Source organism: Bacillus cereus group sp. BfR-BA-01430, from assembly GCF_022663115.1.
Taxonomy (GTDB): Bacteria; Bacillota; Bacilli; order Bacillales; family Bacillaceae_G; genus Bacillus_A; species Bacillus_A cereus_BD.
On the sequence record NZ_JAKUEW010000006.1, the window covers coordinates 32,452 to 46,494 of the forward strand.

Here is a 14,043-nt window from a genome sequence, read left to right on the forward strand (position 1 = left end):
CTTATCTTTTATTACTGATAAGAAGGAGAGCACTTTTTATTTTACCTCGGGGGCTCTACTTCAAATTGCTATAGGAGGGAAGAAAATGATTTCTTTTACAAATGTAAGTAAGGTATATGAATCTGGTGGAGAGCCTGTTCATGCAGTAGAGGATGTAACACTTTCGGTTAAAAAGGGAGAAGTGTTCGGTATTATTGGGTTTAGTGGCGCTGGAAAAAGCACATTATTACGCTTAGCTAATATGTTAGAAAGACCGACTTCAGGAACGGTTACGATAGATGATAAAGATATTACATCTCTAACAACAAAGGAGTTACGACAGTTAAGACAAAGAATCGGTATGATTTTCCAAAGTTTTAATTTATTTAATTCAAGAACAGTGTTTGGAAATATTGCATATCCATTAAAGTTAGCGAAAGTACCAAAGAAGGAGATAAAAGAAAGAGTAAATGAGCTGTTGAAATTTGTAGGATTAGAAGATAAAGCAAATTATTATCCAGAGCAATTGTCAGGGGGGCAAAAACAACGTGTTGGAATTGCGAGAGCACTTGCTACATCACCAGATATTCTTATTTGTGATGAAGCAACATCGGCATTAGATCCTGAAACAACTACAGAAATTTTGAATCTATTAAAGAAAATAAATAAAGAATATAAATTAACAATTCTCCTCATTACACATGAAATGCAAGTTGTGAAAGAAATTTGTCACCGCGTGGCAGTTATGGAGAAAGGGAGAGTCATTGAAGAAGGGGCATTATTTGATATCTTTACAAAACCAAAAACAAAAACGACTCAAAATTTTGTTCGTTCTGTTGTGAATGACCATTTACCAGAAAGTGTATTAGCAAAAATTCAAAATGGCGGACAGATTTATCGATTAACATTTACGGGTGAAGAGACAGGACAGCCGGTATTATCATATATTGCCAAAAATTATAATGTGGATGTAAATGTACTCTACGGCAACATTATTGAATTACAAAATGTTTTATTTGGAAATCTTCTTGTAGAACTGCAAGGTGAGCAAAAAGAAATTCAAAAGGCCTTACAACATCTAAGACTGCAAGTACAACTAAAGGAGGTTGAAGCACATGCGAGTTGATTGGAGTATATTTTGGCCACGGATTCTCGATGCGACAGGGGATACCCTCTTAATGGTAATTGTAACTCTTATATTTGCCACAATACTTGGTATACCTCTAGGTTTACTTTTATATGTGACAAGGAAAGGTAATTTTTTAGAAAATAAATTGGTCTTTTCTATTCTTAATATTGTTATTAATACGATTCGTCCCATTCCGTTTATTATCTTTTTAGTAGCTTTAAGTCCAATTACAAGAACTGTTATTGGAACAACAATCGGAACAGCAGCAGCGATTTTTCCAATGACACTTGTTGCTTCCATTGGAATTGCCAGAATGGTAGAAACAAACCTTGTTTCAGTGCCGAAAGGAGTAATCGAGGCCGCGCAAGCAATGGGGGCATCACCATTAAGAATTGTGTTTGAAATTCTTGTTCCAGAAGCGTTGGCGCCATTAATTTTAGGGGTTACGTTTATGACTGTTGGCTTAATTGAATTTTCAGCAGTAGCTGGGCTTGTCGGTGGCGGTGGTCTTGGTGATTTAGCAATGACATATGGCTATCAACGCTTTGACACATCAGTTATGTTCGTAACAGTTGTATTGCTTATTATTCTTGTACAATTAGCTCAACATGTAGGAAATTATTTTGCCAAAATATTTTTAAGAAGGTCATAAAAAAGAGAAGAGGGATAGAAGATGAAAAAGATAGTAGCATTTGCATTATCAGCACTGGTTAGTGTATCGGTATTAAGTGGTTGCGGAGCTGATGCAAAAGAAAAAGTTGTTCGCATCGGTGTAACAGGAACGGATGGAGAATCTTGGAGCATTCTTCAGAAGAAAGCTGAGAAAGAAGGTATTAAAGTTAAACTTGTGGAGTTCTCTGATTACACCACGCCAAATAAAGCATTGGCTGATGGGGATATCGAATTGAACTCATTTCAACATATTGCCTTTTTAGAGCAGTTTAAGAAGGAACATAAATTAGATATTACAGCTGTAGGTACAACACAAATTGCACCAATGGGATTATTCTCCGAAAAGTATAAAAAACCAAATGAAATTCCAAATGGTTCAGAAATTGCGATTCCGAATGATCCAACGAACCAAGCGCGTGCATTAAAACTTCTTGATGCAGCAGGCCTATTAAAACTGAAAAAAGACTTCGGCTTATTCGGTGATCCAAGTGGTATTGCTGAAAACCCAAAAAAATTAAAAATTACACCAGTTATTGCGCAGCAAACACCTCGTGTATTAAAGGATGTAGCAGCTTCCGTTATTAACAATGGTGTAGCTGGTCAAGCTGGTTTAAATCCAGCGAAAGATCCTATTTTCTTAGAAAATCCAAAAAACGACAGTGCGAAAGCGTATATTAACATCTTCGCAGCTCGCACGAAAGATAAAAATGATCCAACAATCAAAAAAGTGATTGAATTATACCATTCAAAAGAAGTAACGGATGCAATTAGGAAAGAAACAAAGGATGGTTCCATCTCGATAGATCTTTCACTTGATGAACTAGAAAAAATTATTAAATAATAGTGCGTTTAACGGATTAACAGAATGAACCCCTCCGCTGTTAGCCCGTTCAACATATAATCTTACTTAACAGATGAAACCCTAATTTTTTGAACCTTCCAATTCTGTATACCATAAAAAATAACATCTGTTAAAGAGAGGGGAGAGGCCAGGAGTTTTCCTGGTCTCTCTTATTTTGGTTAGTCAAAGAAACTAGCTAAGTACAAGGTAATCCAAATCATAGAAGGATAGGAGAGTAAGCTGAAAACTAGTATAAGGACTAGTTTCTTTTTTTGAACTTGTATGAAAGAAAATAAATAGAGGGAAAACAGTACAATGATAAATGCTGAAATCAATCCAGGGTTGTATGAGCGATACATGTAAAATAAAATCATATGTTGAACAGCGTTAAAGAAAATAGCACCTTGTATGAAAATAACCCAGTAAATAGACGATATAATATGAAGTTGGTATAGAATGATAAAGAGCAGAACAATGGTTGTTAATATACAAATTGCTATTAGAAATTGATGCGTATTTATGAAGTTGATAGAGAATTGATTAGCGAAATATTGAGGCATACTAATAGATTCTTCAAGATTATGAATGAAAAATAATAAGGGAATAACCCAAATTATCATATTGGTAGATACATGTTTCACTTTAGGTATGTTAATCAAATCAACCATCTCCGAGTAAAGGAATAGAAAGCCCTTAAGGAGAGGGCTTCCCATATTGTTATTCGATCGTAATACTTTGCAAGTTGCTTTTCGTAGTTTGTGCTTTTTCTTGTGTACAAGAAGAAAGCTCTTCTTGTAAGATAGTTAGAACTTTTTTAGCGGATTGTTGAACGGGTGTTGGCAATTTTTCTACCATATACATGCCCATTTCTACTTTTGTTCGAATGATTTGTCTCAGCAAATCCTCATGCATGGACTACACCTCCAAATCGAATGGTTAGTACATCGCCTTTAAATTTTGCACCTTGAATGGATAAATGTGTTAATGTTTTTGGTAATGTATTGAAATAAATGTCAATCTTATTTGAATGTTTTTTCGGATTAGTCCGAAAATAAGTTGTGAAGTGAGAAAATTTTATGATAGATTAATAAAGAGAAAAAAATTACATAAAAATCCATGATGATAAGTATATTTATCTATAATGGATATGCAGCTACAAGGGGGAGAACAATGAGAAGGAGAAATACGCAAGCGTTCACGTTTTTAGCATGGACTTCGTTTGTTTGTGCGCTTTCAGGTATGTTAATTGGTATTTATACATTAGATGAAACGCTTAGTGTAAAAGGATACTATTTAATAGGTACATTGTTTTTAACAATGTCATGTTTTGTACTTCAAAAAACAATTCGTGATAATGAAGAAGATAACGAAAGATTTCCGAAAAATAAACCATTAGATAAAGAGTGATTTACGAGAAAGGCAAAAGCCTTTCTTTTTTTATGTAAAAGTGCTATAAGTGCCATGTGTTGACTTGCTTGAAGTACTGAAAATTTGGTATCATCAATAGTATTGTAGATTGAACGATATATTATGGAGGTGGCCTAGCCGTGTCAAGAATTTCCGTTGAGAATGTAAAGCATGTAGCGCATTTAGCGCGTCTTGCCATTACAGATCAAGAAGCAGAAAAGTTTCAAAAACAACTCGATGCAATTGTTACTTTTGCAGAACAGTTAAATGAATTGGATACAACAAATGTCAAACCAACAACTCACGTATTAACGATGAGAAATGTTATGCGTGAAGATGTGCCAGAAAAAGGTTTACCAGTAGAAGAAGTATTAAAAAATGCACCGGATCACAAAGAGAATCAAATCCGTGTTCCAGCAGTATTAGAATAGGGGAGGGGAATTTCGATGTCATTATTTGATCATTCTGTATCAGAGTTACATAAGAAATTAAACAACAAAGAAATTTCCGTTACGGATTTAGTAGAAGAGTCTTACAAACGTATTGCGGATGTTGAAGATAGCGTAAAAGCGTTTCTTACATTAGATGAAGAAAACGCGCGTGCGAAAGCGAAAGAATTAGATGCAAAAATTGGTGCTGAAGATAATGGTCTATTATTCGGTATGCCAATCGGTGTTAAAGATAACATTGTAACAAAAGGTCTTCGTACAACTTGTGCAAGTAAAATATTAGCAAACTTTGATCCGATTTATGATGCGACAGTTGTGCAGAAGTTAAACGAAGCTGACACAATTACAATTGGTAAATTAAACATGGACGAGTTTGCAATGGGTTCTTCCAATGAAAACTCTGGTTTTTATGCTACGAAAAACCCATGGAATTTAGAGTATGTTCCAGGTGGTTCTAGCGGTGGTTCTGCAGCAGCAGTAGCAGCAGGAGAAGTATTATTCTCTCTAGGTTCTGATACAGGTGGTTCCATCCGTCAGCCAGCTGCATATTGCGGTGTCGTAGGATTAAAACCAACTTATGGACGTGTATCTCGTTATGGTTTAGTCGCATTTGCATCTTCACTTGATCAAATCGGACCAATTACACGTACTGTAGAAGACAATGCATACTTATTACAAGCTATTTCAGGTATTGACCGTATGGATGCAACTTCTGCAAATGTTGAAGTAGGTAACTATTTAGCTGGTTTAACAGGCGATGTAAAAGGTTTACGTATTGCTGTACCAAAAGAATATTTAGGAGAAGGTGTTGGCGAAGAAGCTCGTGAGTCAGTACTAGCTGCTTTAAAAGTATTAGAAGGTATGGGTGCAACTTGGGAAGAAGTATCCCTTCCACACTCTAAATACGCGCTAGCAACGTACTACTTAATTTCTTCTTCTGAAGCGTCTGCTAACTTGTCACGATTTGATGGCGTACGCTACGGTGTTCGTTCTGATAATGTGAATAACTTAATGGATCTTTACAAAAATACGCGTAGTGAAGGATTCGGAGACGAAGTAAAACGTCGTATTATGCTTGGTACATTTGCGCTTAGCTCTGGTTACTATGATGCATATTACAAAAAAGCACAACAAGTACGTACATTAATTAAAAATGACTTTGAAAATGTATTTGCAAATTACGATGTGATTATTGGACCAACAACGCCAACTCCAGCGTTTAAAGTAGGCGAAAAAATTGATGATCCAATGACAATGTATGCAAATGACATTTTAACAATCCCAGTAAACTTAGCAGGTGTTCCAGCAATTTCTGTTCCATGTGGATTCGGTGCTAACAATATGCCACTTGGTTTACAAATCATTGGTAAACATTTCGATGAAGCGACAATTTACCGCGTTGCACATGCATTTGAGCAAGCAACAGACTATCATACAAAAAAAGCAAGTCTGTAAGGAGGCGAGCATAGATGAATTTTGAAACAATTATTGGTTTAGAGGTTCACGTTGAGTTAAAAACAAATTCGAAAATTTTCTCTGCGAGTCCAACAGAATTCGGAGCGGATCCAAATACACAAACAAGTGTAATTGATTTAGGATACCCAGGGGTACTTCCAACTTTAAACAAAGAGGCAGTAAACTTTGCAATGAAAGCTGCAATGGCTTTAAACTGTGAAATTGCAACAGAAACGAAGTTTGACCGTAAGAACTATTTCTACCCAGATAATCCGAAAGCATACCAAATCTCTCAATTTGATAAACCAATTGGGGAAAACGGCTGGATTGAAATCGAAGTGGGCGGCAAAAAGAAACGAATCGGTATTACTCGTCTTCATTTAGAAGAAGATGCAGGTAAATCAACGCATACAAGTGAAGGTTACTCATTAGTAGACTACAATCGTCAAGGTCTTCCGCTAATTGAAATCGTATCTGAGCCAGATATGCGTACGCCAGAAGAAGCATATGCATACTTAGAAAAATTAAAATCAATCATTCAATACACTGGTGTATCTGATTGTAAGATGGAAGAAGGTTCCCTTCGCTGTGATGCAAACATTTCTCTTCGTCCAGTAGGACAAGAGAAATTTGGTACAAAAGCAGAGCTGAAAAACTTAAACTCTTTCACTTATGTTCAAAAAGGTCTTGAGTTTGAACAAGCGCGTCAAGAAAAAGAATTATTATCCGGTGGTATCATTCAGCAAGAAACACGTCGTTATGATGAAGCGACAAAGAAAACAATTTTAATGCGTGTAAAAGAAGGATCTGACGATTATCGTTACTTCCCAGAACCGGATTTAGTTGAACTTTATATTGATGAGGAATGGAAAGAACAAGTTCGTGCTTCCATTCCTGAACTTCCAGATGCTCGTAAAGCACGTTATGTTGCAGAACTTGGTCTGCCAGCTTACGATGCACATGTATTAACTTTAACAAAAGAAATGTCTGATTTCTTTGAGGAAACAGTTGCAGGCGGTGCAGATGCGAAGTTAGCATCAAACTGGTTAATGGGTGAAGTGCTTGCATACTTAAACAAACAACAAAAAGAATTAAAAGATGTAGCATTAACACCTGCTGGGCTATCTAAAATGATTCAATTAATCGAGAAAGGTACGATTTCTTCTAAAATTGCGAAGAAAGTATTTAACGAGTTAATTGAAAAAGGTGGAGATCCAGAAGAAATCGTGAAAGCAAAAGGACTTGTTCAAATTTCTGATGAAGGTACACTTCGTAAGATTGTAACAGAAATCCTTGATAATAATGAACAATCTATTGAAGACTTTAAAAACGGTAAAGACCGTGCAATTGGTTTCTTAGTTGGTCAAATTATGAAAGCGACAAAAGGACAAGCAAACCCACCGCTTGTTAATAAAATCTTATTAGAAGAAATAAATAAGCGATAAAAGAAAAGCGTAGGCGGTTCGATTAGAATAAGAAGGCGTTGAAGCCTTCGAAAGAGAAGTGTTTTTTGCTTCGCCGGAGGAGAAGAAACGCCTGATCCTTCTAGCCGCAGAAACTAGGCAGTGATGAAAGATCAAGGAGAAAAACACCCGCATGTGGGTGTTTTTTTCTATAAAATGTGGGAAAATGTTTGTATAGCAACTATGGTATGATAGTTGCAAAAAGGTGGGAATAATGATACATCTAGACATATAAAGTTTTTTATCTTATGAAAAAATAGATCATTAAGATTCCCATGTTTTCCATAAAACAAACAGTAATAGTGATGAAGAATGATATGATTTGCGAATGCATAGCGATATGAACCCTGGTTCTTACTTGTCCTTTTCAATTGGTTGGGATAAAAGAAGGATATGGAGATGAGAGGAGGCAGGCATAGGAAGGCTGGAGAAAAGTTGAATATATTCTTTTTCCTGAATTGATGAATGAGAAAATTCCTGTGCTAATACATGATGAAACGAGCAAGAATAATTTATAATCCTACTTCTGGTCGTGAGCTATTTAAAAAGCATTTACCAGAAGTATTACAGAAATTAGAACAAGCTGGATATGAAACATCCTGTCACGCGACAACAGGGCCTGGAGACGCAACAATTGCGGCGAGGCAAGCGGCAGAACGTAAATTTGATGTAGTCATTGCAGCAGGCGGTGATGGGACTTTAAATGAAGTGGTAAATGGTTTAGTAGAGCATGAACATCGTCCGAAGTTTGGAATTATTCCAGTTGGAACAACGAATGATTTTGCACGTGCTATTGGTGTTCCACGTTCTATTGAAGAAGCGGCAGATATTATCTGTGAAGGGAAAACGGTTCCGTTAGATCTTGGTAGAGCAAACGATACATATTTTATTAATATTGCTGGAGGCGGACGTATTACAGAATTAACGTATGAAGTGCCAAGCAAATTAAAAACAGTGTTAGGACAATTAGCATATTATTTAAAAGGAATTGAAATGTTACCGTCATTACATCCAACGTATGTTGAGATTGAGTATGATGGAAAGTTGTTGCAAGAAGAAATTACGATGTTTTTAATTACAAATACACGTTCAGTAGGTGGATTTGAAAAGGTAGCACCATATGCTTCTATTAATGATGGATTATTTGACTTGTTAGTACTGAAAAAAGGGTCAATAGCGGATTTAATTAAAGCGGCAACGCAAGCGCAGCGCGGTGAGCATATTAATAATCCAAAGGTATTATATACGCAAGCAAATCGTATTAAAGTACATTCTCCTGATAAGTTAATGATCAACTTAGATGGTGAATACGGTGGAGATGCACCGATGGAGTTTGAAAACATCTATCATTGCTTAGAACTATTTGTTCCTGAGCAGAAAGAGGACGCCTTATAATGGCATCCTCTTTTTTATAGCCTATTATTGCTTTGTATCATACATATAGGAACGTGTCCATGGAATATCATCATTAATACCTTTTGTAAATACAAATTGATGTAAGTCGATATTGCCTGTATAGAATGAAGCTGCACAAGCATTTAAATAGAGGCGCCACATCCGGATGAAACGTTCATCTTTTGTTTTGCGAATTTCATCAAGTACATTTTCGAAATTTTTGGCCCAGTGTTCCAATGTTTTACCGTAGTGTCTTCGTAAACTTTCCACATCCACGAGGAACATTTTCTGATCCGTGATGTTTGTAATTAATTCACTAACAGCTGGAACGTATCCGCCAGGGAAGATATATTTTTCAATCCATCCATTTGTAGCTCCATCTGTTGGGGAAGTAATACAATGTAGTACAGAAACACCACCGTCTGCTAATAGACGATTTACTGTCTGAAAATATTCAGTAATACGATCTTTTCCCACATGTTCAATCATACCAACACTTACAACTTTGTCGAACTTGCGATTTTTAATGTCACGATAATCAAGTAAGGCAACTTCCACTAAATCAGTAAGGCCTTCTTGCTCAATTCTTTCAGTCGTTTTTGCGTACTGTTCTTCACTTAATGTTACGCCCATTGCCTTCACGCCGTATTGCTTCGCGGCTGCTGTAATCAGTTCTCCCCATCCGCATCCGATATCTAATAAAGTATCTCCTTTACGAAGATTTAATTTTTTTAGAATGTGATTTACTTTATTATGTTGAGCTGTTGTTAAGGTGTCATCAGGATGCTGAAAATAAGCACAAGAATATGTCATTGTGTCATCAAGCCATAGTTTATAAAAGTCGTTTCCAATATCATAGTGATGAGTAATGTCTTCTTTATTTTTCTTCTTTGAAAAATTCCATTTACTTGTGAAATATTGTAGCTTACTATTTCCTAAAAAGCTTTCTTGACTTTTGTAAATGGACTCAATTGCTTTTTCAAGATCACCCTTTAATTCAATATCTCCATTCATATAAGCTTCGCCGAATGCGATAGATGGGTCTTTGGCAAGTTCTTTTTTGGAAAGTGGTTTATGGAATGTAATTTGAAATAGAGGTTCTCCTTCACCATATTGAACTGTTTTTCCATCCCAAAGCGTCACTTCAATAGGGTCTGAAAAGAGATTTTCTAATATTTTTCGATAAAACATTTCTTCAACCATATAAACATCTCCTATAATAATATAAAAATTGTAGGAAACTATCATGATAGTTAATAAAGTTAAATAATTAGCTAATTACGATGAAAGTAATTCTACGCCTTTCCAAAATGATAGTCAAATGATTCGATTTGGATTGTAAATTGGAAGTTTGTTTGTTTTTTATGGCATATTTACAATATATTCATTTTTTATCCATATTTCCTTGTTACAATGGGAGAGAGAAGAAGTGAAAGGTGGGGTGTTATGGAGAAGATAAAAGCAATATTATTTGATAAAGATGGTACATTAATGGATTTCCATTCCATTTGGGTAAAAGTAGCCGAAGAACTTGTCGCTCAACTTATAAAGGTATATAATTTACCACAATCTTTGCAACAAACGCTTTTACATGAAATAGGTGTAGAAGAAAATTTTGTTCATCCTGAGAGTGCCTTAGCAGCTGGAACAAGTCGTGATGTAGCAAAAGTATTTTGTGAATATATTCCATCAGAAAGAGAAGAGAATATGCATCAGTGGGTGAGTCAGCAATTATTTACTCTTATGTATGACCACCGCTCTCATATGAAAATGACAGCGAATATTCCGGAAGTTTTACAAGCATTGAAAGATAGAGATTTTATTTTAGGCGTTGTAACAGCTGATGATTTAGCGCCTACAGAATTATTCTTGAAGCAATATCAATTGGAATCTTTCTTTGATTGTATAATTACTTCTGACACTTTCTCAGCACAAAAGCCAGATAAGAAAATTATAGAATTCATTTGCGAAAGGTTCCAACTCATACCGTCGGAAGTTGCTGTTATTGGAGATACACCAACAGATTTACATTTAGCGAGAAATAGTGGGGATTGTTATGCAATCGGTGTGCTATCTGGGACTGGGGATTATCAAACATTAGCACCGCTTGCAGATCTTATATTGGATTCGGTAGGAGATCTGATTTCAAGTTCTGGTACACTTCTTTTTGAACAAGTAAAGCCTAATAGGTAAATAAAATAAGTCTATAATGACTTGAAATAAGTCGTTATAGACTTATTTTTTTGTGTCGAAATATAAAGAAAAACGGAAGAATGCTAGGTTCATAAGTTGGCATACATTTTGCAATAAATATAAGAAAAAACATTGTATAGAAAAGGATGGGAAAAACGATGAGTATAAAAAAATATGCAAAAGTAAATGAGCAAATTCCAGGACCAAAGGCCGCTTCTCTATTAGAACGTCGTCAAAATATTATACCAAGAGGTGTGAGTAATGGGATTTCAACATTTGTACAATCAGCAGCTGGAGCACTTGTAACAGATGTCGATGGAAACCAATTCATCGATTTTGCAGGTGCGATTGGAACGATTAATGTAGGACATTGTCATCCGGCAGTAACAGAAGCACTTCATAAACAAGTAGATCAATATATTCATACTGGCTTTAATGTTATGATGTATGAACCGTATATTGAGTTAGCAGAGAAATTAGCTAGATTAGCACCAGGGAATTTTGATAAGCAAGTATTATTTTTAAATAGCGGTGCGGAAGCAGTTGAAAATGCGGTGAAGATTGCTCGTAAATATACGAGAAGATCCGGTATTATTGCATTTTCAAAAGGGTTTCATGGTCGCACATTAATGACGATGACGATGACAAGTAAAGTGAAACCTTATAAATTTGGTTTTGGACCATTTGCCCCTGAAGTATATAAAGCGCCGTTTCCATATGAGTATCGCCGTCCAGAAGGTTTGACAGATGAACAATATGATGACTTTATGATTGAGGAATTTAAGAACTTCTTCCTATCAGAAGTAGCTCCAGAAAGCATAGCTGCTGTTGTAATGGAACCTGTTCAAGGTGAGGGTGGTTTTATCGTGCCAAGTAAAAAGTTTGTTCAAGAAGTACGCCGTCTTTGCTCGGAACATGGTATTTTATTTGTAGCTGATGAAATTCAAACAGGTTTTAGCCGGACAGGAAAATATTTTGCAATTGATCATTACGATGTTGTACCAGACTTAATTACGGTTTCTAAATCGTTAGGGGCTGGAGTACCAATTAGTGGAGTTATTGGTCGTAAGGAGATAATGAATGAAGCAGCGCCAGGCGAGCTTGGAGGAACGTATGCGGGAAGTCCACTTGGCTGCGTAGCGGCATTAGCTGTTTTAGATATTATTGAGAAAGAAAAATTAAATGATCGAGCTATATATATCGGAAAAATTGTAATGGATCGATTTGAAGAGATGAAGAAGAAATATCATTGTATTGGTCATGTTCGTGGATTAGGGGCAATGTGTGCATTTGAACTTGTGAAAGATCGCAGTACGAAAGAGCCGGATAAAGCTTTAACTGCAAACTTATGTGCCGAAGCGAATAACCGCGGCTTGCTTTTATTATCAGCAGGAACTTACGGAAATGTTATTCGTGTTCTTATGCCGCTTGTTATTACAGATGAGCAATTGAAAGAAGGGCTTACCATTATTGAAGAATCTTTACAAGCCTGTTATCAACAAGCAAATATAACTCGTGTATAAAGAGTAGATGCATAACACATTTGCAATTATTCTCGTTTATCCTCTTAAAAATACAGAAAATTCCCTTAAATTGAGATTTAGATTTATAATGGAATGTAAGAAGTAAATAATTGGAGTAAGGGATTGACTTTGAGGAGTGGCTAGAATGGTTGCAGAAAAGGAAAGAGCGTATATGGATTTAAAAGATGTATTTGAATATGCATTTGACGAAATCTTTGTTACAGATGAGAAAGGGATTGTTGTACGTGTCAATAGTACATGTGAAAGGCACTATCAATTGTCCGCGAAAGAATTGATTGGGAAGCATGTGAAAGATTTGCAAAAAGAAGGGATTTTTTATCCATCTGCAACATTAGAAGTCATTGAGAAGAAGAAACCAATTGAACTTGTTCAGACAACAAAATCAGGCGAGTATTTACATGTTCGTACAAGACCTGTGTTTGATGCAGAGGGAAATTTACGCAGAGTCATTAGTTATTCTCGTGATCTTACTGAACTCTATCAATTACGGAAAAAGGTAGAGGAGATGGATCACCAATTAAAGACATATAAAAGAGAATTACGAGAAACATATGAACACGAAGGGCTTATTTTTAAAAGTGTAGCTATGCAGGAAATAGTCAAAACTATCAAAAAAATATCTATGGTAGATAGTACAGTCCTCATTTTAGGTGAGACTGGTGTAGGAAAGAGTAGATTAGTACGTCATTTACATGAAATCAGTCATCGAAAAAATGAAATGTTCTATGAAATGAACTGTGCAACATTGCCAACAAATCTTATTGAATCAGAGCTATTTGGATATGCTGGAGGGTCCTTTACAGGTGCCAATCGTGAAGGGAAGAAAGGGATATTAGAACTAGCGCATAAAGGAACGCTCTTTTTAGATGAAATAGGAGAAATGCCGCTAGAAATGCAAGCGAAATTATTACAAGTGTTACAGGAAAAAACATTCCGTCCAGTAGGGGGGAGAGAATTAAAAAAGGTAGATGTTCGTATTGTAGCAGCGACGAATAGAAATTTAGCAGAAATGGTGAAACAAGGGACATTTCGAAAAGACTTGTTTTACCGCCTAAATGTCATACCGATTCAAATTCCGCCGCTTCGTGAAAGAACAGAGGACATTTTGCCATTAGTTTATCATTATTTACAACACTTTAATGAAAAGTATGGGCGAAATGTAAAATTAGCCCCTAGTACATTACAAATGTTTGTAGGATATCCTTGGGAAGGGAATAATCGTGAAATTGAGAATGTAATGGAGCGGCTCGTTATTACTGCTGATGATGTTGTTACGATAGAAGATTTACCAGTATCTATGCAAGAAGTAACGATTGAACAATCCGGTCAAAGCCTCTACCAAATGTTGGAGGAAGTAGAGCGGAATATTATTTTAAAAGCATATAAAACATATGGATCAAGCTATAAAGTAGCAGAGTTCTTGAAAATAAGTCAATCGGCAGCTACTCGGAAAATTAAGAAGTTTATAGGAGGGGAATTTGTAGTTGGGAGAGAAGAAGAAACTTAAAAAGGTGTT

14 protein-coding genes are annotated in these 14,043 nt (G+C 35.9%); 11 read left to right on the plus strand and 3 right to left on the minus strand.

Going from position 1 to position 14,043, the window contains the following annotated elements; translation table 11 throughout:
• Positions 1-85 precede the first annotated feature (85 nt).
• From MR058_RS12530 to MR058_RS12540, 3 genes are read left to right on the plus strand one after another with little or no spacing between them, the layout of a single operon-like run.
• The gene (locus MR058_RS12530) at positions 86-1,105 is read left to right on the plus strand and encodes a methionine ABC transporter ATP-binding protein (protein ID WP_242144320.1); all 1,020 of its coding nucleotides are present in this window, start codon (positions 86-88) and stop codon (positions 1,103-1,105) included.
• The gene (locus MR058_RS12535) at positions 1,095-1,760 is read left to right on the plus strand and encodes a methionine ABC transporter permease (protein WP_242144321.1); all 666 of its coding nucleotides are present in this window, start codon (positions 1,095-1,097) and stop codon (positions 1,758-1,760) included. The genes MR058_RS12530 and MR058_RS12535 overlap by 11 nt, the downstream gene beginning before the upstream one ends.
• Positions 1,761-1,781: 21 nt before the next feature.
• On the plus strand, positions 1,782-2,621 hold the full coding sequence (locus tag MR058_RS12540; protein ID WP_242144322.1) for a MetQ/NlpA family ABC transporter substrate-binding protein: 840 nt from the start codon (positions 1,782-1,784) through the stop codon (positions 2,619-2,621).
• 179 nt (positions 2,622-2,800) lie between these two features.
• Here the strand turns inward: MR058_RS12540 and MR058_RS12545 are convergent, their stop codons facing one another.
• A complete protein-coding gene (locus MR058_RS12545; protein ID WP_242144323.1) occupies positions 2,801-3,289 on the minus strand; it encodes an HXXEE domain-containing protein in 489 nt (162 codons plus the stop codon).
• A 49-nt stretch (positions 3,290-3,338) separates the two neighbouring features.
• Entirely contained in the window at positions 3,339-3,533 is a 195-nt protein-coding gene (locus MR058_RS12550) for a DUF3926 domain-containing protein (protein ID WP_242144324.1), read from the minus strand.
• Between the two features lie 258 nt (positions 3,534-3,791).
• Between MR058_RS12550 and MR058_RS12555 the strand changes: the two genes are divergently transcribed.
• The 5 genes from MR058_RS12555 (at position 3,792) to MR058_RS12575 (ending at position 8,790) form a co-directional block, all read left to right on the plus strand.
• Entirely contained in the window at positions 3,792-4,028 is a 237-nt protein-coding gene (locus MR058_RS12555) for a YiaA/YiaB family inner membrane protein (RefSeq protein WP_001254393.1), read from the plus strand.
• A gap of 140 nt (positions 4,029-4,168) precedes the next feature.
• Complete coding sequence (gene gatC, locus MR058_RS12560) at positions 4,169-4,459, plus strand: Asp-tRNA(Asn)/Glu-tRNA(Gln) amidotransferase subunit GatC (protein ID WP_242144325.1); 291 nt, start codon at positions 4,169-4,171, stop codon at positions 4,457-4,459.
• Between the two features lie 15 nt (positions 4,460-4,474).
• Positions 4,475-5,932, plus strand: a complete 1,458-nt coding sequence (gene gatA, locus MR058_RS12565; protein WP_242144326.1) for an Asp-tRNA(Asn)/Glu-tRNA(Gln) amidotransferase subunit GatA — start codon at positions 4,475-4,477, stop codon at positions 5,930-5,932.
• Between the two features lie 14 nt (positions 5,933-5,946).
• The gene (gene gatB / locus MR058_RS12570) at positions 5,947-7,377 is read left to right on the plus strand and encodes an Asp-tRNA(Asn)/Glu-tRNA(Gln) amidotransferase subunit GatB (protein WP_242144327.1); all 1,431 of its coding nucleotides are present in this window, start codon (positions 5,947-5,949) and stop codon (positions 7,375-7,377) included.
• 507 nt (positions 7,378-7,884) lie between these two features.
• On the plus strand, positions 7,885-8,790 hold the full coding sequence (locus tag MR058_RS12575) for a diacylglycerol kinase (protein WP_242144328.1): 906 nt from the start codon (positions 7,885-7,887) through the stop codon (positions 8,788-8,790).
• Positions 8,791-8,814: 24 nt separating this feature from the next.
• Here the strand turns inward: MR058_RS12575 and MR058_RS12580 are convergent, their stop codons facing one another.
• Positions 8,815-9,993: an SAM-dependent methyltransferase gene (locus MR058_RS12580; RefSeq protein WP_242144329.1), complete on the minus strand. Its 1,179-nt coding sequence runs from the start codon at positions 9,991-9,993 to the stop codon at positions 8,815-8,817.
• A gap of 243 nt (positions 9,994-10,236) precedes the next feature.
• On the opposite strand from MR058_RS12580, the gene MR058_RS12585 reads away from it, so the two are divergent.
• The 3 genes from MR058_RS12585 to MR058_RS12595 all read left to right on the plus strand — a co-directional run bounded on the left by MR058_RS12585 (position 10,237) and on the right by MR058_RS12595 (position 14,034).
• Positions 10,237-10,983 carry an HAD family hydrolase gene (locus MR058_RS12585; protein ID WP_242144330.1) on the plus strand — a complete coding sequence of 249 codons (747 nt, stop codon included), beginning with the start codon at positions 10,237-10,239 and terminating at the stop codon, positions 10,981-10,983.
• Positions 10,984-11,141: 158 nt separating this feature from the next.
• A complete protein-coding gene (gabT, locus tag MR058_RS12590; RefSeq protein ID WP_242144331.1) occupies positions 11,142-12,506 on the plus strand; it encodes a 4-aminobutyrate--2-oxoglutarate transaminase in 1,365 nt (454 codons plus the stop codon).
• A gap of 145 nt (positions 12,507-12,651) precedes the next feature.
• Positions 12,652-14,034 carry a sigma-54 interaction domain-containing protein gene (locus MR058_RS12595; RefSeq protein ID WP_242144332.1) on the plus strand — a complete coding sequence of 461 codons (1,383 nt, stop codon included), beginning with the start codon at positions 12,652-12,654 and terminating at the stop codon, positions 14,032-14,034.
• Positions 14,035-14,043: the final 9 nt, after the last annotated feature.